This is a genomic window from Pseudoalteromonas sp. S1610, from assembly GCF_005887465.1.
Classification (GTDB): Bacteria; Pseudomonadota; Gammaproteobacteria; order Enterobacterales; family Alteromonadaceae; genus Pseudoalteromonas; species Pseudoalteromonas undina.
On sequence record NZ_PNDI01000010.1, the window covers coordinates 243,499 to 268,921 of the forward strand.

The 25,423-nt window shown below is 41.6% G+C and carries 17 protein-coding genes; 3 read left to right on the forward strand and 14 right to left on the reverse strand.

The window, feature by feature from the left end; genetic code table 11:
- Positions 1-4 precede the first annotated feature (4 nt).
- From CWB77_RS05830 to CWB77_RS05870, 9 genes are all read right to left on the reverse strand, one after another.
- The gene (locus tag CWB77_RS05830) at positions 5-2,662 is read right to left on the reverse strand and encodes a glycoside hydrolase family 16 protein (RefSeq protein WP_138621776.1); all 2,658 of its coding nucleotides are present in this window, start codon (positions 2,660-2,662) and stop codon (positions 5-7) included.
- A 271-nt stretch (positions 2,663-2,933) separates the two neighbouring features.
- Positions 2,934-3,722 (reverse strand): sterol desaturase family protein, encoded by a 789-nt coding sequence (locus CWB77_RS05835; protein ID WP_138569908.1) that lies wholly within the window; start codon positions 3,720-3,722, stop codon positions 2,934-2,936.
- The gene (locus CWB77_RS05840) at positions 3,712-4,359 is read right to left on the reverse strand and encodes a CDP-alcohol phosphatidyltransferase family protein (RefSeq protein WP_010389273.1); all 648 of its coding nucleotides are present in this window, start codon (positions 4,357-4,359) and stop codon (positions 3,712-3,714) included. The genes CWB77_RS05835 and CWB77_RS05840 overlap by 11 nt, the downstream gene beginning before the upstream one ends.
- Positions 4,349-5,002 (reverse strand): ATP-binding cassette domain-containing protein, encoded by a 654-nt coding sequence (locus CWB77_RS05845; RefSeq protein WP_138621778.1) that lies wholly within the window; start codon positions 5,000-5,002, stop codon positions 4,349-4,351. Before CWB77_RS05845 ends, CWB77_RS05840 begins: the two co-directional genes overlap by 11 nt.
- A 24-nt stretch (positions 5,003-5,026) precedes the next feature.
- Positions 5,027-6,745, reverse strand: coding sequence for an ABC transporter permease (locus CWB77_RS05850; protein WP_138621780.1), 1,719 nt, complete (start codon positions 6,743-6,745; stop codon positions 5,027-5,029).
- Entirely contained in the window at positions 6,742-8,004 is a 1,263-nt protein-coding gene (locus tag CWB77_RS05855) for an ABC transporter substrate-binding protein (RefSeq protein WP_138621782.1), read from the reverse strand. The genes CWB77_RS05850 and CWB77_RS05855 overlap by 4 nt, the downstream gene beginning before the upstream one ends.
- Positions 7,991-8,797, reverse strand: a complete 807-nt coding sequence (locus CWB77_RS05860) for a DUF547 domain-containing protein (protein ID WP_138621785.1) — start codon at positions 8,795-8,797, stop codon at positions 7,991-7,993. The genes CWB77_RS05855 and CWB77_RS05860 overlap by 14 nt, the downstream gene beginning before the upstream one ends.
- 1 nt (position 8,798) lies before the next feature.
- Entirely contained in the window at positions 8,799-10,952 is a 2,154-nt protein-coding gene (locus CWB77_RS05865) for a dihydrolipoyl dehydrogenase family protein (protein ID WP_138621787.1), read from the reverse strand.
- 17 nt (positions 10,953-10,969) lie between these two features.
- A complete protein-coding gene (locus tag CWB77_RS05870; protein ID WP_138621789.1) occupies positions 10,970-13,321 on the reverse strand; it encodes a TonB-dependent receptor in 2,352 nt (783 codons plus the stop codon).
- Between the two features lie 235 nt (positions 13,322-13,556).
- On the opposite strand from CWB77_RS05870, the gene CWB77_RS05875 reads away from it, so the two are divergent.
- Complete coding sequence (locus CWB77_RS05875) at positions 13,557-13,970, forward strand: hypothetical protein (protein WP_138621791.1); 414 nt, start codon at positions 13,557-13,559, stop codon at positions 13,968-13,970.
- Positions 13,971-14,326: 356 nt separating this feature from the next.
- On the opposite strand, the gene CWB77_RS05880 is transcribed toward CWB77_RS05875, so the two are convergent.
- From CWB77_RS05880 to CWB77_RS05895, 4 genes are all read right to left on the reverse strand, one after another.
- Positions 14,327-15,994, reverse strand: coding sequence for an RluA family pseudouridine synthase (locus CWB77_RS05880; protein ID WP_138621793.1), 1,668 nt, complete (start codon positions 15,992-15,994; stop codon positions 14,327-14,329).
- A 136-nt stretch (positions 15,995-16,130) separates the two neighbouring features.
- A complete protein-coding gene (locus CWB77_RS05885; RefSeq protein WP_055011477.1) occupies positions 16,131-18,179 on the reverse strand; it encodes a S9 family peptidase in 2,049 nt (682 codons plus the stop codon).
- A gap of 139 nt (positions 18,180-18,318) precedes the next feature.
- Positions 18,319-19,551, reverse strand: coding sequence for a threonine/serine exporter family protein (locus CWB77_RS05890; RefSeq protein ID WP_138621795.1), 1,233 nt, complete (start codon positions 19,549-19,551; stop codon positions 18,319-18,321).
- Between the two features lie 122 nt (positions 19,552-19,673).
- A complete protein-coding gene (locus tag CWB77_RS05895; RefSeq protein WP_138621797.1) occupies positions 19,674-20,897 on the reverse strand; it encodes a glycosyltransferase in 1,224 nt (407 codons plus the stop codon).
- 275 nt (positions 20,898-21,172) lie between these two features.
- On the opposite strand from CWB77_RS05895, the gene CWB77_RS05900 reads away from it, so the two are divergent.
- Both CWB77_RS05900 and CWB77_RS05905 read left to right on the forward strand, forming a co-directional pair.
- Positions 21,173-23,623, forward strand: coding sequence for a S9 family peptidase (locus CWB77_RS05900; RefSeq protein ID WP_138621799.1), 2,451 nt, complete (start codon positions 21,173-21,175; stop codon positions 23,621-23,623).
- Positions 23,624-23,855: 232 nt separating this feature from the next.
- The gene (locus tag CWB77_RS05905) at positions 23,856-24,473 is read left to right on the forward strand and encodes a LysE family translocator (RefSeq protein ID WP_138621801.1); all 618 of its coding nucleotides are present in this window, start codon (positions 23,856-23,858) and stop codon (positions 24,471-24,473) included.
- A gap of 33 nt (positions 24,474-24,506) precedes the next feature.
- Here the strand turns inward: CWB77_RS05905 and CWB77_RS05910 are convergent, their stop codons facing one another.
- Positions 24,507-25,391: a LysR family transcriptional regulator gene (locus tag CWB77_RS05910; protein ID WP_138621803.1), complete on the reverse strand. Its 885-nt coding sequence runs from the start codon at positions 25,389-25,391 to the stop codon at positions 24,507-24,509.
- Positions 25,392-25,423: the final 32 nt, after the last annotated feature.

Below are 25,423 nucleotides of genomic sequence, written 5' to 3' on the forward strand. Positions count from 1 at the left end.
GGGTTTATGGGTTAGCGATAACCACGTTGTCTATACGGTAAACTGCAGCTTCACCTGTTCCCCACGCTGGGAACATCATCAGTACATTGATGTCGCTAATGTCTAAACCTGCATCAAATAATGATTGCAACGTAAACGTGTATGTTTGCCACTGTCCAATAACAGGTACTTCACCTTCAACGCTTTGTGCAAGAGGAAGCTCTACCGCCGTTGCTGCACCTGTTGACTCAATTTTAAATGTCCATACTGAGTCAGGGTCATTTGGTGGTGTCACCATTTTCATTTCAAATTGCACAACACCATTGGCTAATATTGCTGATGCATCAAAAGAGATACCGTCGTCCGCTAAAAAGCCCATTACTGTTGGTGTAGCACCAATAACAAACTCAGCCACTGTGCCGTGATCAGCATCGTCAGTTTCTTCAGTCGGTGTAGAGCCACCACAACAGTCCCAAATACTCCACATATCTGCAGCAGTATCTTGGAAAATAGTGATTTCATCGCCTGCTGATGCACTAGGATCGTACATTTTAGCGTTATCAACACGGTAAACTGCACCTTCACCTGTGCCCCATGCTGGGAATATCATCACTACATCAATGGCACTAACATCTAAACCTGCGCCCGCTAAGTCAGCGAATGTAAAGGTATAAGTTTTCCACTCACCTACAACAGGTGCATCGCCAGCATCTGTTAATGGTAATTCTACTGCGGTATCACCCTCATTAGATTCAATTTTCATTAACCAAGTTGCATCTGGGTTATTTGGGTTTGACATCACTTTCACATCAAACTGTAGTACACCATTTTCTAAAATGCTGGTTGCATCAAATGGAGTGTCGCTACCACCAGCAGATGAACGAGTATTAAAGCCCATTACAGTGGGGGCTTCGCCAATAGTGAATTCTGCAGTTAAGCCGTGTTCTGCATCGTCCATAACTTCTGATGGAGTAGAGCCGCCACAACAATCCCACATCGGCCAATCTAAGTTTTGCTCGTCAGTAAATAAATCTACTGATGGTGATTCACCTACATCGCCTTCAATAGCCACATTGGTAATTAAATATTCAGCGCCTGCACCTGTTTGCCATGCTGGGAATACCATTAATACATCAATGGCACTTAAATCTAAGCCTCTTTCTTGTAGTAAAGAAAGTGGGAAGGTGTAAGTTTGCCATTGACCAGTAACAGGAGTAACACCTTCATTACTATCGCTAAGGGCTACATCGCCGGTATTAGGACCACCATCGCCCGCTTCGGCTTTCAATAGCCATGTAGTATCTGATGTTGGCGGGGTTACCACTTTCATATCAAAAGTTAGTCGACCATTTAGATCAAGAAGAAGTGATGCATCAAACGGAGATGAAGTGCCGGTAAAATCATCAGGGAAGTGACCGCCTCGAGTAGAAAACCCAAGCACAGTCCCGTTATTATCGTTAATGTTAAACTTAATTACATCGCCTTTGTCAGCGTCAGTAATTGTTTCAGGTGTTGTTCCACCACAACAATCCCATGCGATCCAGTTGGCATTTAAGCTGCCATCAAAAATATCAAGATTCTTTGCAACACCATCACTTGGCGGAGTAGGTACAGGGGCTTTACCTTCTACAAGTGCATCGTCTAGGCTATCGTAACCTGGACGTACTGTTTCACAACCTTTACCAGTGGCCGGATCTGAGGCACATTCGTACACACGAACATAATCAATCTCAAAGCTTTGACCTTCTGCAAATGCAGCTGCATCAATACCTAAATTGTTTACATTTTCAGGCCAATCGCCACCAACAGCATGGTTTAATATAAGGTAAAAGTCTTTATCAAATGGGGCATTATCCCAGTGAGTGGTAAGTTCGCCGTTACCTTGTTCAAAGTATTCAGCAAACCAACCTTTATGTTTAAGACCAACAGGCTCATCTTTAGAGTTGTAACGTACTTCAGAGCGACGTTGTGTAGCGTATAAATAGCCGTCTACGTACCAGCGAATTTCTCCCTCTTGCCATTCGATTGCATAAGTATGAAAGTCATCTGCTGGGTTCATACCTTCAGGTAAGGCATAAGCTTTGCCTGAACTTGAGTTATTTGGCCACTCACGACCATAGTGAAGTGTGCCATGAATATTTGCTTCAACGGTGCCATCTTCAGCGACTGTTTTTAAATTAACCGCTTCTAAAATATCAATTTCGCCAGAGCGCGGCCAAGTGCCATATACTTCATCGGTTGGCATCATCCAAAATGCGGGCCAGCTACCTTGACCAGAAGGCAACTTTGCACGCATTTCAAAACGGCCATAAGTAAAGTCGGCGTTGTAGCGGGTGTTTAAACGGGCTGACGTGTATGGTTTTTCTGCACCTTCTTCTGCAGGTAAGGCGACTATATTTAGTACACCGTCTTTAATGAAGGCATTTTCCTCACTGTCGGTGTAACATTGTTTTTCGTTGTTACCACCGCCAGCGCAGTTTAATTCAAAGTTCCACTTGTTAGTATCAATACTAGTGCTGTCAAACTCATCGCTCCATACCATACGCCAGTCTGAGACTGGTTCAGTAGGGTTTACTTTTTCAATATCGGTAGTAGTGGTCGCTGCGTCACCACCACAACCCGCCAAAGATGCTAATGAAATAGCAGCCAAAAGGCGAGTAATGCGTGTTGTTTCAATGTTCATAACTGAACCCCGTTCAACTGATTATTGTCAGAATATAGTGTATTTGTTGATTTTTTCATTTTTGTAAGCGCTTACATTTTTCTGTGTGGTAAATGTAAGCGCTTACAAATAATATGGGGGATTCTCAACTGGGTCAAGAATTTGTTTAAATAATTTACAACTGGTTTACTTTTAACGGGGTGTTTTTGTTAACAGGAACGGTTAAACGCCTAAGTAATGTTATAAATAGAGGTTTAAAAGGTGTACATGGATGTTTTCATTAGCTGTATTGCTATTTTTTAAATGGCATTATTAACAATTGCCACAAGGATGAATTTTGTTTGGGGTTTGGGTATTGGCTTAAACCAAGTGCAATATTTTTATCAGGCTGACTTGCCTGTGATTTATAGCTGCCAAAAAGTCTATCCCACCAAGTTACACTAAAGCCAAAGTTACTGTTTGTTTCTTCGGGGTTTTGGCTATGATGAATACGATGCAGTACTTGAGTTACAAGCACTAAACGCAGCGGCTTTTCAATAGAGTTGGGTAAGCGAATATTCGCATGATTAAACAGTGCTAACCCATTGAGTGCAATTTCAAATATTAATACTGCAATAGCAGGTACACCCAAAGCAGTAACGGCAATCAATTTTATAAGTATGCTGAGTACAATTTCAATAGGATGAAATCGCAGACCGGTACTGGTATCAATATGTGCATCAGCGTGGTGTACGCGGTGCAAACGCCACAAAATAGGCACCTGATGAAAAAGCCGATGCTGCCAGTAAATAATTAAATCAAGCAAAAGTAAGCTGAGTATCACTGCAATGAGTGGTGAGACATTGAGTTGATTAAATAGCCCAATTCCATGCTGCTGATAATAAGCAGCAACCGCAGTTAATCCAACCGGCACTGTAAAGCGTGCAAGCAGGGTAGAAGTAAAGGTTAATCCAAAATTAGCAAACCAGCGTGACCTATTTTTAATAGTTGATTGGCGTGCAGGCTTTTGCCATTCAAGCAGCATCATTATTGCTAGTACGCTAAAAAAGAAGCCTAGCCGCCAATATACTTCATGACTCATGGTTTACCTCGTTGAGTGCGGTTTCTTGCTGTTTTAAGGTGTAATAACCTCCATATATACGGGTGAAAATAGTTATCGCGCAGGCTATAGCAAATAAAACAGCAAGAATTGAAAAATACTGCGGCCAAATACAAAAGGCAATAAATAAGGCAATGGTTTCTGTGCCTTCGGTTAAGCCATTTAAGTAGTAAAAACTTTTGTATTTAAATTGCGGTTTATCGAGTTTAAATTTTTCAGCGGCTATAGCAAAAGCTAAAAAGCTTGAGCCGGTGCCTATAAAAGTCACAAGCAATAGTGACCCAGCAAGTGCATTTTGCTCAGGGTTGGTTAAAATAAATGCAAAAGGAATAAGCGCATAAAATAAAAAATCCAGAGTAATGTCTAAATATCCCCCAGCGCTTGAACTGCTCTGAGCATAACGCGCGAGTGCGCCATCAAGACCATCAAAAATGCGGTTAATACAAATTACAGCTAATGCGCCATACCAATATTCAAAAATAATTAGTGGCACAGCTAGTAAGCCAATTAAAAAACCTATTAAGGTTAACTGATCGGCACTCACTCCTTTTTTGTGCAGCTGTTTTACGCACGGAATAAGCACCGGTTTTATAAGTGGGGTAATAAATTTATCTAACATTTATATCACTTTGTACGTTTAGATTGATGATTTTGCCATTTGTGGCTATTGCGTCACTTTCATCATGGGTGACCATAATGGCGGGTAACTGATATTCCCTAATTTGTGAAAACACCAGCTGACGGGTTTCAATACGTAATTGCAGATCAAGCTTACTAAAGGGTTCATCGAGTAAAATCGCTTTGGGTTTACTCAGTAATAGTCGCAGTAAAGCAACACGGGCTTGCTGCCCACCGGAGAGAGTGTCAGGATGGCGCTTGGCCATTCCTTTTAGCCCAACTTGTGTAAGTGCTTCATCTATTTGCTGCTGGCGTTGTGTTTTATCCATTTTTGGCATGGCAAAGCTAATATTACCGCCAACAGATAGATGCGAGAATAGTAATGGGTCTTGATATAGCACAGCAACATGGCGTAAATGGCTGGGCAAGGAACTAATATTAGTATCATTTAGCCACACCTCGCCAGTCGCATTAAAACCCGGAGGTAATGCGCCAGTAAGCCAATTTAATAAGCTAGATTTACCGCTCCCTGATGGCCCCATAATAGTAAGAATTTCACCACCTTTAACCTGTTCATTCAAGCTCAGTAACAACTCGTTTTGACGATAAAGCTGACAATTTTTAATTTGTAATGATGGCTGCATTAAACGCCCTTTGATGTATTCATATTATGCTTGCTTGTTATTAAAAACATACCTAGGTAGTCCCCATGCCAGTATAAAGCCGAGAAGAGGTAAGCCCATTTGCAGTATTGCATACACAGCACTGGTTCGCCTACTTGCACCATTGGCAAGTGTTACGGCTTCGGTGGTTATGGTGGCTATTCGGCCACCCCCTGCTAACTGGGTTGATAAATACTGGCCAAAACTTATTGCCAACCCCAGCGCCATCGCAATTAAAATAGGCGCAAATAGTTGTGGCAATTTAACTTGTATAAACACCTTCCATGGGCTTGAGCCTAAGCTTGCAGCAACCCGCGCTAATCTTGGGTCTAAACGCCTGTAACTATCGGCAATAGATAAAAAAACATAGGGTAAAACAAACAGCAAGTGTACAAATATCACATTAAAAAAAGCATGCTGACTATTTAGCAATTGCTGTAGCCACACAATACCAAATAAAAAGGCGATACTGGGTACCAACAACGGCAGGTATATAATTAACAGTGCCCACTTCGCCAAAGGTTTAGCCGTGATTTGCTCTGCTTCTAAACATAGTAACACCAAAATAGTGGCAAAACCTGAGCTAACCACGCCAACCACTAAGGTATTAAATAAAGGAGTGTGAATGTGTGTAAAGGCATTTTCAAAGTGTAGTAATACCAAACTTGAAGGTAAGGTATCCGGAAAACGCCAATAGCCAGCCACTGACCAAAGTACTAATCCAATTAACGCAGCTGCAATGAAGACTAAAATTACATAAGTAACGATATAAGTAAAAGCACGAAAAAGTTGGTGAGCATAATGGCGTCGGCCGTTGATGAGTGACTGACTAAAAATCATGGCACTGATTTTTTCAAGCAATAGCCAAATTAGCAGTAGTCCAACAGTGATCGCTAATTGTAACAGAGCACCCGCTGAGGCCTTTATGCGCAGGGTTAAATCTACATCGTTAAACCAATGCATGATAGCAACGGCTAAAGTAGGGGGCGTATTTGGCCCAAGTATCAGTGGCATCTCAACGCTCGCACTAGCATAAGCAAGTACTGCAAAAATGGGCAAACGTAACAGTGGGTATAAATTAGGTAGCACCACTTTAAAAAATGCCACCATGGGGTAATAACCTAAATTAATGGCAATTTGATGCTGCATTCGTAGCTTTTTGCCAAGTTCAGGCTGTGCTAAAATACCCAATGCAATGAGTAATAAAAAAGGCAGCTCTTTAAGTACAAGCCCAATAATAATGCTCCAGCCAAAAGCGTCATAAGGTAATGAGCCCTCAGGAGCTAATTGCCAGCCCGTTAACCAAGGCGAAAATAAGCGCGTAAATAATCCCGATGGCGCGATTAAAAAACTGACCGCAATTGCCGCTGCAGCGTGGGGAATAACCAGTATGGGACTCAATACGTATTCAATTCGTTTTAGCCATACACTATTAAAAAATGCAGCCAGCATAATAATCATGAGCGCAAACGCTATTAATGTACTAATTAGTCCAGTGCGTATGCTCAGGCCTATCATTTGTGAAAGCCCCGGTGTATCCCATAAAACATTAAACCCAGCCAAACTCATGTTGGTTTTATTCAAGGCAGGCGCCCAGCCAAAGGCAGGCAACATTACCCCCATTAGGCCGCCTAATACAGGTATTGTTAACAGTGCCAGCAAACAGTAAGGGGTTACTTTGACTAGGCGTGAGAATAAATCAGCTGAATGGAGTACCTTACTCATTGGCTTGTTCCATAACGGGTTTCCCAGCCAGCATTAATTGCCTCCACCCAGCTCGGATGTGGCTCACTGAGTGTACGTTTAACACTATTTAGAGGCAGTGCGCTAGGATGCGGCTGTACGGTTTTAAATAAGCCCTGCTGCTCTGCGCTTAAGCTCGTTTGAATTAATACCGTTTTGTCACCCCATATAGCAGTTTTTTGTTTATGCGCTTGCGCTGCGGGGCTTAATAAAAAGTCAGCCACTAATTGCGCACTTTGCTGGTGGCTTGCATTATAAGAAATAGCGACAAAGTGAGTGTTACTTAAGCTACCATCGGCCATTGCATAACTTCTTATACTTTTTGGTAAATCATAGCGCTTTACCGCAGCCGGTACTTCTGGTGCCGAAAAAGTAAAGCCAATACTAAGCTCGGTATCGTCTATTAAGCGGCGCATTTGTACACCGCTTTGCATGAAGTATTCGCCATTGCGCCACAGATTAGGGTGCAATTTATTTAGAAACGTCCACAACGGATCAAGTACTTGGGCTTTGTTTTTATCATTAGCTGGTTGATTTAGTTTTGCTTGTAGCATTGCATCGCTATGTTGGTGTAATACCACTAATGCATATTTTAAAAAGCTCATCCCTAAAAAGTCAGGGGGTTTGGGGTAACTAAATCGGCCTGGGTTTGCTTTACTCCAGCTCAATAACTTATTTAGGGTTTGAGGAGGAGAGCTCGTTGCTAGCGTATCGTAATAAAAAGTCAGTGATGCCTGCCCCCAAGGGGCTTCCATTCCTTGAGTGGGTAAACCAAAATCAAACAACACGCTGGGATTGTTTTCTGGATTGGTGTAAATAAAATTAGGCAATTTATCAGCCCAGTCTTTTAGTAAAAGCCCGTGCTTACTCATAGCTGCAAAGTTAGCCCCATTGATCCAAATTAAATCGACACTGCCTTGAGTGTGATTATTTGCTGATTTTTCTGCGAGTACGCGGCTAACGGCCTCGCTGGTGTCGCTGAGCTTTACATGCACTAACTCAATGTTATATTTAGCTTTTACTTGCTCAGCCGCCCACTGAATATAGGCATTTATTTGCGCATCACCGCCCCAAGCATAAAAATATACGCTTTGGTCTTTACCTGAGCTTTCAACTTGCTGCCAACGGCTTTGTAATTGTGTATTTGCTAGGCTTTTAAAACTAAAAATAAGGCAAATACAAAACGCGACACAACATAAGCTGTATCGCGATAATGTTTGCCAAAATTTATTGGCGAGCATTTAAATCCCAGTTGTAGTCTAAAAACTTAACTTTCATATTGTTATTTTTAAGTGCTTTTTGCTGAGCGGGTGTCAGCTTTAGTGCTTTAGGGTATTGCATAAAAAACTGCTGTAGCGTATTTGCGCCTTTAAAGCCTTGTTCAAAATCATCGCCGTACCACTTAAATATTGAAGACATAGTTAGCGTGTTATCTTGCGCTATATTTCGAGTCATGTCTGATAAAAAACGCATCGTTTGCTCTTGCAATTGGCTTTCTAAATCAGTGGCTGTGTAGGCTTCTTCACGTAGTGCTGGGCAGCCAATACTGGCACAATTTACAGCAAAGTGAATACGTGGGTCGTTGTACTTACCACTGCCACGAATTAAATTATGTTCTATATCATCAAGGCTGCGAGTTTTATCAAGTAATGGCACAAACTCTTTGCTCCACGGTGAGCTAAAAAAACTGCCTAACTCTTTAATTGATTTAAGATCTGGGTATTTTGTTAATATCAGCTCAACAGTAAAGGCGTTATACGCGTTGATTAAAAACGCCAGCTGCTTAGGTTTTTCCCATGTATCAAACTCATTTTGCGTAACAGCCGATAACGAATCTAAATAAGCTTTAAGTTCGCTGCGCTTAGCTTTTATTGCTGAGTAATTAACCTCAGTGCTGTGACCATGATTAATAGCTACAACATGCTTGTTTAATAATGCATTCCAGCTGTCATGCATATTTTGAGCTTTGCTTGCAAACGATGTTGCAAGCAAAGCAGAACCTAATAATAGCGCTTTTAAAGGTGTTTTAAACATATTAGCCTCTGCGCCAGGCGTGGTATTTTTCCAGCAAGTTAAGTACCTTTTCAGGAGCATGAGCACGTTTCCATTCGCCCGCCACATATTTGTTACCTTCAGCCCATGTTGGGTAGCTGTGAATGGTGCCCAATATTTTATTAAGTCCTAAACCGTGTTTCATGGCTAACACAAACTCAGCAATTAAATCGCCAGCGTGTTCAGATACCACAGTGACACCGAGGATTTTGTCTTTACCTTTAGGGGTGATCACTTTAATAAAACCATTGTTAGCGCTTTCGGTAATGGCGCGATCTAGCTCTTCAAATTCAAAGCGGGTGATTTCATAGTCTATGCCTTTTTCAATCGCTTCTTGTTCATTTATGCCCACCCGTGCTACTTCAGGGTCAATAAATGTGGTCCACGGAATGACACGGTAATCCACTTTAAACTTTTTAAGGTTACCAAATAAGCCATTTACTGCTGCGTACCAGCCCTGATGAGCAGCTACGTGTGTAAACTGATACGGGCCTACAATATCGCCCGCTGCAAAAATATTAGGATAGAGTGTTTCAAGGTATTCATTTGTGACTACAGTGCGGCTCGTTTCAATACCTAGTTCTTCAAGGCCGTAACCTTTAAGACGAGCGGTTCGCCCTACAGCACATAGTAGCTCATCATATTCAATATCGATTTCATTATCGTTATGTTTCACCACGAGGTACTTTTTACCCTCGCGTGCTTCACAGCGCAGCGCTTGGTGTGAGGTTAAAATGTTTACGCCGCTTTGCGTTAGCGCTTCGTGAGCAAATTTAGACACCTCTAAGTCTTCTTTGATCATAATGCGTTCAGCCATTTCAATTTGCGTAACGCTTGAGCCTAAACGGGCAAAACTTTGTGCAAGTTCGCTACCAATTGGACCACCGCCAAGTACAACAAGCTTTTTAGGGGCTTCTTCAAGCTCAGCAAATTTGCTCCATAACGTATCACTGGTTACATAGCCGGTTTCTTCGATACCCGGAAGTGGCGGTACAAATGGGCGTGCGCCAGTGGCAATAACAATAGTGCGGGCAGTGAGTGTTTGCGTGCCGCCATCATTTAAGTTAATTTCCACCGTCCACGGGTCGATAAGTTTGGCGTAGCCTTTAATTACTTCTACGCCTAAGTTTGTGTAGCGCTCAACACTGTCGTGTGGGGCTATATCGGCAATCACTTGCTGTACACGTGCCATTATTTTTTTAAACGAAAACTGCGGTGTCGTGCTTTGTAGCCCATATTTTTCAGCTTGGCGCATTTGCTGGGCTACTTTTGCACTTTTAATAATAGCTTTACTAGGTACACAGCCAGTGTTTAAGCAGTCGCCGCCCATTTCGCCGGCTTCAATTAAGGTAACTTTGGCTTTAACTGCTGCTGCAATATAGCTGGTGACTAAGCCGCCTGCGCCCGCACCAATAACAATCATGTTGCGATCGTATGTTTTGGGTTTAGTATAGTTTTTATAAACACGGCGCTTTTTTATTGCATTTATCAGGGTTTTTGCAATTAACGGGAATACCCCTAATAACGCAAACGATAAAATTAAATCCAGCGATAAAATACCCGATAAGCTATCTATTTGTGCTAATTGAGTACCCGCGTTCACAAATACAAAGGTACCCGCCAGCATTCCTATTTGGCTTACCCAGTAAAAAGTCCATGACTTAATAGCGGTTAAACCCATTAATAAATTAATTAAAAAGAACGGAAAAACAGGCACTAAGCGCAGCGTAAATAAGTAAAATGCGCCTTCTTTTTCAACCCCAGTATCTATAGCGGCTAAACGTTCAGGAAAGCGTTTTTTTATGGTATCGCGCAATAAATAACGTGACACTAAAAATGCTAACGTAGCACCAATGCTTGAGGCAAACGAGGCAACTAATAGCCCTTGCGCCAAACCAAATAATGCACCAGCGGCTAGCGTTAAAATGGCTGCACCGGGCAGTGATAGCGCGGTCACTAATATATAAAGTAAAAAGAACCCTCCGATCACCAAAAGCGGTGATTGAGCTTTGTACTGATCAAATTGTGCCATTGACCCTTTTAGCCCGTCGAGGGTAAGGAGCTGGTTTAGGTCATAAAAAAAGAATAAACCGACACCAATCGCCGCCAGTAATAACAAACTTAATTTTTTTAACATGTTATCTCTCAAACGGTTTAAAAGTTATGGGTAAGTGTGAGCTTAGCGTTAATTGGTAATTCTGGGAACGCGAGTGTCGCGCCAAAATAGCCACCTTCAAATACAGGACGCCAGTTTTGCTGATCGGTAATATTATTTACATCAAGCCTCAATTTAGTTGCAGAAGTAAACGCATAGCTGGTATTAACATTTAAGGTGTGCTGATCGCGAATGTATACGGTAGCTAAAAAATCCAATGGGTAGCTTTTAGTATACAGGGCAGAAAATCCAGCTTGCCACTGAGAAGTTATTGTATAGTTAGCATTTAAGCTTAATGATTGCTCTGGGATCCCTTGTACTTGACGGTTTGAGGGCGAAAAAGCTGTGTAACTTGGTGCGCCAATGCTGTTACCCGCAATAATATCGGGACGCGAATTATCAAACGCATCGGCTATTTGAGCTGAGTCTTGACCTGTCGCAGAGTTATCATAACGGGCATCAATGTAACTGTAGCCTGCGCTTACCCAGTAAGGGTAAGCGTCGTAAAATACTTGGCTTTCGAATCCGGTCGTACGAATACCAGTATTGCTACCATCGCGATTACGTAAGCTGCGGCGTTGGCTAAATACAGCAGCATCTGCATACCAGTCGCTTTGTGTTGGCGCATATTTCACGCCAAACTCGACTAAAGTATTTTCCGTAGCAAAATTTTGTGCGCTAATTGTATTGTCACCACCTAACGTATTACCGCCGGCCATGCTGTTAGAGGTGGCTTCGTTATAACTTGCTGCCGCATAAGTGGTTAAATCGTCATTTACTGAGTAATTAACGCTCAGCTGCGCTGATTGCAGTGTATCGTTAATGCTATCACTAGCGGCTATTTGCCCTTGAGGTGCAATCGGGTCATTTGCTTCTACATCATAGTAATCAACACGATAGCCAGCACTGGTGCGTAAGCTGTCAGTCCATTGTGAGTCTTGTTGAATGGCAATGCCGGTTTGCCATGAGCGTGAATCTGTAGTGTCTGATAAATTAAAATCACCACTGCCATCATTGTTAATATCGTACTGGCCACCAGGGGACACATATACACCGGGGCGTAGCTCTACCAAACGTGCCTTTTGTGCATCAGTTAATGGAATGCGGCGGTTTGAAAGTGGGCCGGTTAAGTCAATAGGAGTGTCGGCTTCAGTAGTAAACTGGCTGTAACCCAATACTTTATTATAACGAACATCAACAGCAAATAAGGTTTGCTGCTCATCGCTCCATTGATACGTAAGTTCAGTGCGGTTTTGTGCGGTATCGGCGCCATCAATTATTTCAACAAAACTATTTTGTGCTATTTCTTCGCGCTGCAAATGTTGAAAGTAACTAATGTTTTTAATCGACATTACATCAGACAGTGCGCGCTTATAAATACTGTGAACTAAATAAGTGGTTGCTTGATTGAGATTATCAGGATCGGTAAGCACACGGCTGGTGTCTATTTTGACTTGTCCTGTAGGCGATATAATAGACCCTGCGCTAGGAACTGTGCTGCCATTCGCTTGTAACCCTTGACCAGTAATATACAGATTATGATCGATAAGCGCTTGGGTTGGGCGGTTTATACCAGCGTTATCGGTAAATTCTGTTTGGTACAGTTCAAAGTTAATGTCCCAACTGCTTTTGTCATCCGGTAAAATTTTTAATGCCGCAAACAAGCTATCACTTTGTGTGGCTGAGTAGTCATAATAACTACCCTGATCAATATGCTCATAGCTAACACGTAAGCCAATTTTATCCTCAACAATCGGTGCGTTGTAATCTACTTGGGCACTATACTTATCCCAACTTCCTGCAGACACCTTCACATTGCCTTTACGCTGATCAGTTGAGGCTGTTTTAGAGTGTAAGTTTACAAAGCCACCGTTACGTTGGCTTGAACCAAACAATACAGGTGGTGCGCCTTTAACCACATCGATTTGTTCTATCGCATTAAACGACAACGGCACACCAAAACCATTATTACCCGCTTGGCGTCGAGTACCATCTTGAAATAACTCACCTAACTGGCCGCGGATCGTCGGTAAACTTGGTGCACCAAAACCACTTGCAGCGTATGTATTAGGACTTACTGCCAGAACATCGTGCAATGTTGTTATGTTAAGTTGCTCAATTAGCTCTTTAGAAATAGGGGTCACAGAGCGGGCTATGTCTTGCAAAGCCAGGTTGTCGCCAAAAGGGCCGTTTACTGTGGTGTTTTTAATAGAGAGGTTTTTAGATTTAAGCGCTTGACCTGCCACCTCAATTCGCTCAATGGGGTCAGAGCTAGTTGTTTCATTAGCCTGAGCAGCTAAAGCTACATTTAATAGGGGGGCGAGGGTTAAAGCTAAATACGTGTATTTCAAATCGTGTTTCTCTATTGTTATATGTTGACGTACACAAAAGACCAAGACAGATAAAAATATCTTTCAATCAATTGCTAATATTTTTATTTTTTATCTTAGCGCTTAAATAATAGTACCTTTAAATAACTCAACTTAAGATCAGTTTAGGTTTAATTTTAATTAATTGAAAATAAAAATACGCTTATACGGTCTTACTTGCCAATTAGTTTATTTATATCTTTTTTAAGGAAATTTTATGACAGATTCAATCAATACAGATGTACAAACTCGTTTGCAATGGTCGCTTTTATCGCTGCGATTAGGGGTTTTCATAGTTATGGTAATGTGGACACTGGATAAATTTGTAAATCCGGGACATAGCGCCCGTATTTTTGAACATTTTTATGGGATCAGTGGCTCTACCGATACTATTGCTTATATTTTAGGTGCACTGCAATTATTATTAGTAATAGCATTTTTAGTCGGTTTTAAAAAACGTATTACTTACGGTGTTATTTTTATAATGCATGGACTATCAACGCTGTCTTCTTACAACCAGTATATTGATGGCTTTAATAATTTACTGTTTTTTGCAGCATGGCCGATGTGGGCTGCGTGTTTTGCGCTTTATTTATTACGCGATCAAGACGTAAAATTTACTGTTGAATAATAAGCAAAAAAAAATGGTTATAAGCGTTAGCCTATAACCAATAAAGTACACAGGGAGTGTAGGAAGTTCTGTTGTACACAGTAAGCGGTTAGCAAGCCATTTACTGTGTGTAACTAAAAGCACTTTTTGGCGCTTTCAATCAAGTTAAGTTGCTGTAACAAATACGTACAATAATAAAAGCAAAGCTAATGCCAATTTTTAACAGTATGAATTTTATAGATATTTATATTGTTTGGATTGTGGCTTTGCATAATGCAGGTAATTTTTTCTATATTGCAACGGTAAAAGTTACCTACTTTGCAATATGAAAAAATGGCACTGTTTTGGAATCCGATTCGACTAAAAGCAGCGCTGATTTAAAAATCAGCGGCTACTTCAAATTCTAATCGTTCATGACTAATAGGATGGGTAAAAGCTAAATACTCGGCATGCAAATGTAGTCGATCTGCCTTTTCACCGTAGTGTGTGTCGCCCACAATAGGTGTATTTAATCCTAAGTGGTGGGCACAGTGAACACGCAATTGATGAGTGCGTCCTGTTTTTGGGTAGAGTTGTAAGCGGGTGGTATTATTTTTACGTTCCAGTACCTGCCATGTTGTTAATGACGGCTTCCCTGTTTTGTAACACACCATTTGCCGTGGCTTATCATCAAAATCAAGCACTAAAGGCAGCTCTATGCTGCCACTCTCAGCAGCAATATTACCCGCCACTAAAGCAACATAACGTTTTTCTACACTACGCTCTATAAACTGTTTTTGCAGTGCTTTATGCACCCGTTTATTTAACGCAATCATTAACAGCCCTGAAGTCGACATGTCTAATCGGTGTACAATAAGTGGCCCCGAAGCGTGTGGGAACTGAGTTTTGATTCGCACATATACCGAATCGTCAATATTAATGCCTGGCACAGATAAAAATTCAGCAGGTTTATTTATCACTAACAAATCATCGTCTTGATAAACAATCGTTAGGTCTTTACCCTGTGCAGGGTTGACCAAGAGCGGGTTGTCTTCAACATTTAACCCCTCTAGCATATGTCCTAAAATAGGCTGGCATTTGCTGTAGCACGAAGGGTAATAATGTAAATGATGTCTTATTGCCGACTTAGGCGGTGCGCCCCACCAAAATTCGGCCATAGCCAGGGGCTTTAAATTATGTTTATAAGCATATTGTAATAATTTTGGCGCGGCACAATCTCCCGCGCCTGAAGGCGGTGTGTGCTCGGGCAGTTTGGCAAAAATTGCATTCAAATCGGTCACTTCGCCGTTTGCATTTAAAAACTGGTATTGAGCGAATAGCTTTTTTTGTAAATTTTTAGAGAGTACTTTACGGCGTTTTTTTAATCCGTTAATTTCATCATCTATTGTGAGTTGTGCTTGTTCAAGCGCTGCAATGCGTGTTTGCCACTGTTGCTTTAATGCTTGTAGTTGTTTTTTCTCAACAATGCTCTGCCCAGCTAATTGGTTCTTCAGTTTTTCAAACTCATCATTATTGAGTTGTTCGCCGGCGGCTTGCCGTTGCTGTTTTCGCTGTTTTCGAGTTACTTGCATCGCTTGCTGCTTGGCGATAAGTTGTTGCTCATAGTGTTGGCGAGCAGTCACTAACTGTTGCTCAATTTGTTGATAATTATCACTGTTTTGCAAGGCTGTAATTTGCGCATTAATATCGTTAATCACTTGGCTCTGCTGACTAAATTCTGCATCGTCTATATGTTTAAGTGCCACATTTGGCGCAAAATGCAGTTGCTCATCTATCCCCGCTATTTGCCCCGAATAGGCGCTAATAAAGCCTAGCTGTTGCGACTCATCTTGAACAATCAATACGCCAAACATTTTACCGGCATCAATATCATCTGTATCTAAAATAGCCTTATCTAGCTTTTTTAATTGTTGTTGTAATTGTTTTGCAGCGGCAACGGCCAGCGGATGAGTTTTATAATAAAAGGGAAACGTAAACTGCTCAGGCAGTGCAAGGTTATCTATATTTTCATTAAAAGTGGTAAAGCAGCTAGCAGGGTTTGACATGGCAATAGTGTGATTAGCAGTTTTCAGAGTAATTAGTCAGAGTGTAACATAAGCAGCGCTTTGCCACTAAGCATGCCTGACATTACAAACAAAAAGGCCAACATATTTATGTTGGCCTTTGGTATTAAGCTAATACTTATTTGTTAGCGTCTTTCACTGCTTTTAATTTAGCTGCATGGTCAATTTCAAATGCAGGCATGTCTTTTTTGCCTTCCATTAAGTAGTTGTCCATCCAACGCATTAAACGCAAGCTGTAATCGTACTGTGCCGCTACTTTACGGTTACCATGGCCTTCGCCTGGGTAGTAAACAAGGCGAACATCTTTACCTTGCACTTTCATGTAACGGTAAAGTTCCATAGATTGTGCAGGGTGAACGCGAGGATCGTCTTTACCATGCATAATAAGCAGTGGCGTTTCAGATTGACCCGCCCAGTAAATTGGGCTGCGCTCTAGGTACCATTGCCATTTATCCCATGGGTATGAACGCGCATGAACTAGGTTCATTTCGTTTGAAATATCAGTAGTACCAAATTTAGATAGCTGATTAGTGACACCCACAAACATAACGCTGGCAGCAAAGTGCTCGGTTAGCTTTGTAGCGCCCCAGGCTGATGCATAACCGCCGTAAGAACCACCGGTAATACCCACGCGTTTAGTATCAACTAATCCTAAATCAACAAGGTGATTTTTAAAGTCAACTAAGTCGTCAAACTCTTTACCTGCGTAATCGTTTTGACCCAGTTTAGAGTAATCTACGCCTTTACCTGTTGAACCTCGGTAGTTAGGGTAAAATACCGCATAACCACGTGCAGCACCCATTTGACCAGGGCGCGAGTAGTTAGTTACCCAGCCGTTTTTATCATGACTTTCAGGGCCACCGTGTACCGACATAATTAGTGGGTAGCGTGTGCCTTTTTCATAATCGAGTGGGTAAACTAGAACACCATCAAGCTCTACACCGTCACGCGCTTTAAGGGTAATTGTTTCTTGTTTAGCAAAGCGTTTGTCGTTTAACCAGCTGTTTGAATCAGTTAAACGTTTTGCCTTGTTACTGCGCACAATAAAGACTTCGTTAGGGTGTTTTGCCGTGTTACCACGAAGTGCTAGGGTTTTATCTGAATCAGAAACACTTAGCTGAGAGGCAATAAATTTACCTTCTTTTACTAGCTTTTTGTATTTGTTAGAGCCGGTTTTAATGCTTGCAACAAAACTTTCTGTGCCAACATTGGCAATAAAGTTAAGCGTGTTACGTTTATGCGACCATTCAAAGTCAACAACGTGGCCCATAAAGTTAGGTAACCATTCAGTGATTTCGGCGGTTTTAGTATCGGCAATAAATAAGCGGCCAGTTGCAGGGTCGTGCTTATCTTCAGCACCTAAAATAGCAATGTATTTACCGTCATGCGAAAGCTCGGCATCGCCTAGCTTACCTTCAGTTTTAAACGATAAGGTGACTTTGTTGCTGGCAATATCAAACAAGTGCCACATCGATTTTGTGTATTTATCATCAATTAGTGCAGTAGGTTGAGTTTTAACCAGAAGCTTTTCACCATTCGCAGCCCAATTAACGTCACTCACGTAGTTATCAACATTGAGTGCGGTAGGGGTAAGTGGCTTGTCGGCTTTAGCTAAATCTACAATAAAAAGCTGCTTGTTTTTAAGGCCTTGCTCGTACACTTCTGCTTTAAAGCCAAGTTTTTTAAGTTCTTTTTCTGACTTATCAGCAGCTGGCATTGCTAAAATAGCGACTTGCTTGTTATCAGGACTTAACTGATAGCTTGAAATAGATGTGTCTTTTAATGACATAACCGCTTGTGCTTGGCCGCCATCAACAGGTATTTGGTAAAGCGAAGTATATTTGTCGTCTTTTAATTTCGCTAAAAAGTAAATTGTTTTGCTGTCGTTTGACCATTGTAGGCTTTTAATATTAACTGAACCGGTAATAAAAGGGCGCTCAACACCTTTATCGTCAACAACGTAAAGCTCACTGTAATTACTACCATTTTCATCAACGTAAAGCGTGCGAGGTAACGAACGGGTAAATGCAACACTGTCGCCATCGGGGCTAACGGTTGTTTGTATTACCGATTTTACTTTTGGAATGTCTTCAACAGTAATTGCTGATTGCGCAAATGCAAGTGAGCTTGAAAGCCCAATTGCTATCGCTAAGCTAGTTTTTAGCATTGTTATTTCCTTTGCTTTATTAGATTTCAGCCATTATAGCAAGGTGTTCTTAATATACTAAAAAATGCGATTAATCCTCAAAAGAGGGGGTTTAATGAAGGCAATAATGCTATAGCGCGGTGTGAAACCGCGCTTAATGTTATAGACTTTTTTTAGGAGGAAGCGCTACGTTTGCAAAAATAAGTCCGGCCACGAGCGACATGAAAATTAAAAACGTTTGCTGACCAATATGATCTGCATAAACAAAGTCTTGGCCTTCAATTAGTGAGTTTAAACCAATATACGTTTTGCTCCCAGGCACTAATACAATTAATCCCTGCATAGCTACAATAGAGGCCGGAGCATTGGCAACACGGTTAAATAAGTTGCTAAATACACCAACTGAAAATGCACCAATAAAGGTGCCTAACGTGTAATTTAAATCTAAATATATAGCAGGCCCAATACTGGTGCCATAAGCTATAAAGCCTGAGGCAATAGACCAGATTGCATGTTTAAGCTTAGTTCTAAAAATAACGATTAAGCTACTACATAAAAGTAAAATAGCGAGCCATGCAGTCCACTTTGGTAATGGCTCTGGTTGTACGAAATCGGTTTGCCCAAAGACTGCAAAGCCAATAGCAAGACCAATAAAAGCCCCAAAATAAAGCTTAAACAGCAACATAAATGAGTCCATAACGCGAGCTGTGCCCGATACTAAATGTCTGGCTGCGAGTTCAGCCAGGCCAAGTGCAAGGGCTAAACCGGGTATAAACACAATAATGGCAGAAAGCACAATTAATCGAATGTTAATCTGTGCATCTAAATGAACGCTAATAGCACAAGCAAGAATAGCCGACACTATTGCCACTAATGGCTCAAGCATGTGAGCCACACGTTTCGAACGGGCCGACCACAATACAAATAAGTATACAATAAAGGTTAATAACCCAGACCACAGAACATCATTCCAACTGGTGCCCATAAGCATTGCAAATGCGCCGCCAGAGGTGGCAAAGGCAACACCTGTCAGCACTTTATTATAAGGGTTTGGGGCATCAAAAATGAGATCAAGTTGCTGATCAACCTCTTGCAACGTGAGCTCATCATTGAGCATTTTATTAACTAGGTCATCGGTATCGGCAAGTGAACCTAAATCGTGATCGCCCGGGTCAACGCGGGCAACATGGGTATATTCATCTTCATGGCCATCGGTCCAAATAACAAAGGTAACCGACGTGGGCGACATAACAAACGAAGATTTAAGATCTAGATAAGTCGCCACTTCCATTAAGTGGGCTTCTAAGCGATAGGCAGGGGTACCGTATTTATGGAGCATTTTGCCCAATTTAACGATAAATTTGCGTTTTTCAGTAAACGTTGCGGCTTTCAAATTTGTTTTGAACCAACTATTAAATAACTAAGCTAAAAATATAGGCAATAATGCTAAAATTGCCCAAGTTTATTTGCGGCGATTTTAAACACAAATCGCCGCCTGTCTAGTGATTTTTAAAGTTATTTTTTATTTTTTTCTGCTATCCACTGCGACATATATTGTGTACTGCGCATGGTATGGTGTTTGAGCATTTGACCCGTGAAATTTTTCATCCGATGAGCATCTAAATTACTGCTTATTGAGTCAATTTTTTTAATTAATTGAGCACTTAACTGTACTTTGTCATACAGAGTATTAAGCAGAAGGTTGCCAGCGGCTTGTGCTTCGCTAAATTTAGCCTCGTTGTTGTATAAAGAGACTGCGGCATCTGCAAAAGCTTGCGCATCTGCTGTTACCACTCCTGGCCACGGCAATGTGCTGTGCATACCTTCGCTGCCAATAGGCGTGGTGATGCTTGGGGTTTGCATGATCATGGCTTCTAAAAGTTTACCTTTAATACCCGCCCCAAAACGCAAAGGGGCTAAGCAAATACGCGCACTTTGCATTACTTCATACGCATCATCGGCCCAGCCTTTAATTAAAAAGCCGGTTTTAGGATTATTAAGCGCGGTGGCTTTTGGTGGCGGATAAGAGCCATAAATATGTAATTCTGCCTGCGGTAGTTGTTTGCGGATAAGCGGCCAAATTTTTTGTAAATAGAGTACCGCATCCCAGTTTGGGGCATGTCTGAAATTACCAATGGTCATAAAGTGTTGGCGTTGTTCATACGATTTAGTTTGCTCAGGTAAGGCTGTTAAATCAACCATAAAAGGTAAGTGATGTAACACACTAGGCTCAACTTTAAACACTTCATTGAGTAGCTCCATCTCATAGCTTGAGATAATTAAGCTGAGATCGCAGCGTAAAATAGCGGCTATTTCACGTTTAGCTATGTCTGATAGTAAATCGCTGTGGTTGAATTCGCGCTCACCTTTATGCGCTTCATGGCGTGCATTACGCAAACACTGTAAATCTTCGGTATCTAAAATCTTAAGTGCATTAGGACAATGCTTATCTACGCGCCAACCAAACTGCTCTTCCATCATAAAACGATCGAACATCACTAAATCGGGGTTGTAAGCTTTAACATAGTCATCAAAACTATCGCAGTTAAGAGCGATGCTTTGGCTGGTTATACCAAAGTCGGCAAGGTCAACCATGTGTTCGGTAGGCAGTGCGGGCGTGGCGAACTCAACATCCCAGTTTTGCGCCCTAAACGCATTTAGTAACGACATCATGTGCGTACCTGCAGCAGATGAATTGGGCTCTGGCCATACATAGCCAATTACCAGCACTTTTTTCATTGGCTAGATTCTCTAATTATTTGATGGAAAAACAGACTCAAACACAGTGGTATATTTTTAAAAGCTGTAACGGTATTTAAAAAGCAGAGTATGATTTCGAAAAACTAAAATGCTGCAAATTAATGGACATAAACAACCAATTTTAGCGTTGAGTAAATAGGCGTGTATTTTAGCGTATTCAGGCTACTTAAGTCATTACTTAGCTTAACACTTTATGAATGGTGCAAAACGTGTTTATATATCCGGTAATATTCAAAAATAAAAAGGATGAAAACATGAATGCTTTTAGGCTGTTAATTGCCTTGGTAGGCTGCATTGTTTTATTGCCTGCAAGTTATGCAGAGCAAGGATATCAAACCCCTTCACCAGCGCTTGCTTCACTTGTAGATGCTAAGTTAGCACCAACTAGTTCTTTATCAAGTGATGGACAGTGGCTGGCTTTGTTTGAACGCAAGCGTGTTGTGTCGCTTGATGAGCTGGCAAAAGAAGAATTTAAGCTTGCGGGGATCAAGCTCAACCCAGCTAACTTTTCACGCTCACGGGTAAGTGCCAAATACAGTGCTTTAGAACTTAAGCATGTAGAAAGTGGTACTGTGGTTAACGTAAATAATTTGCCGCAGGGGATCATTCGCTCTCCTCGCTGGTCAGCAAATAGCGAGTATTTAGCGTTTATTGTTGAACAACCGGATAACGCACGACTTTGGGTTTATAGCGTTAAAACCAAGCAAGCAAAGCAGTTAAATGAGTTTGCACTAAATTCAGTATTAACCGCTACACCTTATCAGTGGTTACCCGATAGCACAGCGATTGTGGCGAATTTAGCGGTTAACTTAGACAAACCCAGATTAACCAATGATACCCAAAGCACAGTACCAGTTATTCAACAAAGTAGCGGTGAAAAAGCCCCAGCGCGTACTTATCAAAACTTATTAACCAGCCCATTTGATGAAGCACAATTTAAATTTTATGGTCAAGGTCAATTAGCGTATATCACGCTTGATGGTAAAGCACAGCCAATTGGCCGTGCTGGCTTATTTAAATCGTTTTCAATTTCGCCTGATTCAACCAATATTTTAGTCGCGACCATCGACGAGCCATTTTCGTATCAAGTCCCTTACAGCCGTTTTGCAACTACATGGCAAATATGGGGAATGCGTGGATATGCATTAGTCGAGCTGGCAAAGCAACCCCTTGCCGACAACATTCCACAAGGGTATGACAGTGTTCGCACTGGTCGTCGTGATTTTGAGTGGCGAGCCGATCAGGGTGCGGAGGTTATTTGGGCCGAAGCGCAAGATGGCGGCGATATGAAAACTGAGGTTGAGCATCATGACTACCTTTATAGTTTACGAGCACCATTTAAACGCGACCCTAAATTATTTGCCAAAGTAGAGCGTCGTTTTGCAGGCATACAATGGGGTAATGACAACATTGCCATGCTAAGTGATTGGCGCTTTAGTGACCGACAAGTGCGCACTTATGTAATTCAACCACGTAATGCTGATAGTAACCGCGTGTTATTTTCAGAGCGAAGCTACAATGATGCCTATAAAGATCCAGGTAGTGCCATATATGAACGAAACGACTTAGGCACGCGTGTTATAAAAGTCGTAGGCGGACGTTACATTTACCTTCGTGGAAACGGTGCATCTGAGCAAGGAAATATTCCATTTTTAGATCAATATGATGTAAAAACAAATAGCACTAAGCGAGTATGGCAATCGGCTGCACCTTACTACGAGCGAGTGCGAGCTTTATTAGACGATGAAGGTAAGCGTATTATCATTATTCGTGAATCTAAAACGCAGCAGCCTAACTTTTTTATTCGCGATTTAGATAAAGATAGCTTAACGCAACTGACCCAATTTGAGCATCCGTATCCAGCATTTAAAGGGGTGACTAAAGAGCAATTACGTTATACCCGCGATGACGGTGTTGAGCTTTCAGGTACGCTTTATTTACCGCCAGGGTATGACAAAACACAAGGGCCTTTACCTGTTCTGATGTGGGCATATCCACTTGAATATAAAGATAAAGCGGTTGCTTCACAAGTACGCGAATCAGAATACGAATTTACCTACATAGGTTACTGGGGCCCAATGCCTTATTTAGCTAAAGGAATTGCGGTATTTGACGATCCTAAAATGCCGATTGTAGGTGTTGATGGTAGTGAGCCAAATGATCACTTTAGAAAACAGCTGGTTTCTAGCGCCAAAGCAGCGGTAGATGTACTGGTTGAAAAGGGTATTGCTGATAAAGATAATATCGCCATTGCAGGGCACTCTTACGGTGCATTCATGGTGGCTAACTTATTAGCGCATAGCGACTTATTTAAGGCTGGTATTGCCCGAAGTGGTGCGTATAACCGCACATTAACGCCGTTTGGTTTTCAAGGTGAAGAACGTGATTTTTGGCAAGCACAAAGTGTGTACGCAAACATGTCGCCGTTTTTCCATGCTGAGAAGATTAACGAACCTATGTTAATGATCCACGGTCAAGAAGATCCGAATTCGGGAACTTTCCCAATGCAAAGTGAACGTATGTATGCTGCACTTAAAGGCTTGGGTAAAGAAGCGCGTTTAGTGATGCTTCCTTACGAAGCCCACGGCTACCGTGCCCGTAAAAGCTTATTACATGTACTGTGGGAGCAAGAGCAGTGGCTTGATAAGTACTTGCTAAGTGATAACGTTGAACCAGTTGATATGGAAGAACAACCGATTCAATAGTGTATTATGCCGTGAGATCAAGAAGATCCACTCTTAATCTCACGGCACTTAAAAAATAAGGCTTTCGAGCTACGGGTCTCGGGCCTAGAGCCTCGGGCTAAGCTCGTTGCCCGTAGCCCGAGTCTCTACGCTGTTACTTCTAATTTATCGGAAGCTATTTCACCTTTGGCTTTTTTCCTTTACCCTTTCATTCAAAATTAACACTACTTTTTTAACCTATTGCGAGCTTTAAATGATTGATGTAGCTGCACTTGCGGTATTTATTCCTACCTTCTTTTTTGTATCAATTACACCCGGTATGTGTATGACACTGGCCATGACCTTAGGCATGAGTATTGGCGTTCGCCGAACATTATGGATGATGATAGGTGAACTACTCGGTGTCGCCAGTGTTGCGGTAGCCGCGGTGCTAGGTGTAGCCAGTGTAATGCTTAATTACCCTAGTGCATTTGATATTTTAAAATGGCTAGGTGGCGCTTATTTAATCTACATTGGCATTAATATGTGGCGTGCGAAAGGAAAAATGTCGGTTGATACGCATAACACAACAGCCGTGAGCCGATATTCATTATTTTCACAGGGGTTTGTAACCGCCATTGCCAATCCAAAGGGATGGGCGTTTATGATTTCCTTATTACCTCCTTTTATTAACGTACAATACAGTGTTGCGCCGCAATTAGCGGTGCTGGTGGCCATTATTTTACTCTCAGAGTTTATCTGTATGATGATTTACGCAACAGGTGGCAAAAGCCTGCGGTTATTTTTAACCAAAGGCAATAACATTAAGTGGATGAATCGTATTGCGGGAAGTTTAATGGTGCTAGTAGGAGTTTGGCTTGCAATTAGTTAACTATAAACAAGCCTTAACCTGAACTTAGGTTATTTAAATAGCTGAAAATGATGCGTTAAGTGCTTTAATTGCAGCTTTTGTTTTTGCTGCTAACGTGTCGCGTGCAGGCGTTAGAGCAAATACATCGTAATGGGGAAGCTGCCAATCAGTGCATATTTCTAAAAGTTCTCCTGTAGCTAAAAAATTACGTACTTCAGGCTCTGGCAAAATAGCATAGCCTAACTCATCGAGAACAAATTGAATCACAGTTTGCATATTATTAATGGCAATACGCGCTTTTGGTAGTGTTGTGCTTTCACCGCGGGTAAGGTGCGTAAGCGCCGGATCAACAGCTATATGTGCAATGCGGTTATGTGCTTTTAGGACATCCAGTGTGATTTTTGGTTGCTGTGCTAGTGCATGATTTTTATGAACACACAGTATTAATGGCCAACTAGCGAGCTGGCGTGCAATTAAGTTTGAGTCTTCGAGAGGGCCAATCGCCAGCACTAAATCTATACCTGTTCTGATCATATCAATCGGCTCGTCAGAAAGCGTTAAGTGCACATCTATATCACTAAATTGGTTAATTAAATGCTTTACAGGCTCGCTTAGTAACCCACCACCAAAACCGACAGGGGCTGCTAGTTTTAATTGCCCACTCGGACAATTTTGTAAATGCTGTAATTGTTCTGATGTAGCTGTTGCAACGGCAAGCATTTGTAAACAACTTTGATAATACAGCTCACCGGCCTCGGTAAGCGTTAATTCTCGGGGGCTGCGATTAAATAAACTCAAACCTACATCTTGCTCTATTTGTTTTATTTGCTGACTAATTGCAGAGGTTGTCATTAAAAGGTCTGCGGCAGCTTTGCTCATACTTCCCGTTTGTACTGTGCGAACAAATATATTCAGGGTTTTAGTTAACTTATCACTCATACCGTTAAGCCTTACTTAAATTAGCTTTAATA

Coding starts and splice junctions, on each gene's coding strand:
- CWB77_RS05855 (WP_138621782.1), bottom strand. CDS start 8,004: ATGCTCGCCAATAAATTTTGGCAAACATTATCGCGATACAGCTTATGT.
- CWB77_RS05895 (WP_138621797.1), bottom strand. CDS start 20,897: ATGAAAAAAGTGCTGGTAATTGGCTATGTATGGCCAGAGCCCAATTCA.
- CWB77_RS05880 (WP_138621793.1), bottom strand. CDS start 15,994: ATGTCAAACCCTGCTAGCTGCTTTACCACTTTTAATGAAAATATAGAT.
- CWB77_RS05845 (WP_138621778.1), bottom strand. CDS start 5,002: ATGCAGCCATCATTACAAATTAAAAATTGTCAGCTTTATCGTCAAAAC.
- CWB77_RS05830 (WP_138621776.1), bottom strand. CDS start 2,662: ATGAACATTGAAACAACACGCATTACTCGCCTTTTGGCTGCTATTTCA.
- CWB77_RS05835 (WP_138569908.1), bottom strand. CDS start 3,722: ATGAGTCATGAAGTATATTGGCGGCTAGGCTTCTTTTTTAGCGTACTA.
- CWB77_RS05850 (WP_138621780.1), bottom strand. CDS start 6,745: ATGAGTAAGGTACTCCATTCAGCTGATTTATTCTCACGCCTAGTCAAA.
- CWB77_RS05840 (WP_010389273.1), bottom strand. CDS start 4,359: ATGTTAGATAAATTTATTACCCCACTTATAAAACCGGTGCTTATTCCG.
- CWB77_RS05905 (WP_138621801.1), top strand. CDS start 23,856: ATGATTGATGTAGCTGCACTTGCGGTATTTATTCCTACCTTCTTTTTT.
- CWB77_RS05875 (WP_138621791.1), top strand. CDS start 13,557: ATGACAGATTCAATCAATACAGATGTACAAACTCGTTTGCAATGGTCG.
- CWB77_RS05860 (WP_138621785.1), bottom strand. CDS start 8,797: ATGTTTAAAACACCTTTAAAAGCGCTATTATTAGGTTCTGCTTTGCTT.
- CWB77_RS05900 (WP_138621799.1), top strand. CDS start 21,173: ATGAATGCTTTTAGGCTGTTAATTGCCTTGGTAGGCTGCATTGTTTTA.
- CWB77_RS05865 (WP_138621787.1), bottom strand. CDS start 10,952: ATGTTAAAAAAATTAAGTTTGTTATTACTGGCGGCGATTGGTGTCGGT.
- CWB77_RS05910 (WP_138621803.1), bottom strand. CDS start 25,391: ATGAGTGATAAGTTAACTAAAACCCTGAATATATTTGTTCGCACAGTA.
- CWB77_RS05885 (WP_055011477.1), bottom strand. CDS start 18,179: ATGCTAAAAACTAGCTTAGCGATAGCAATTGGGCTTTCAAGCTCACTT.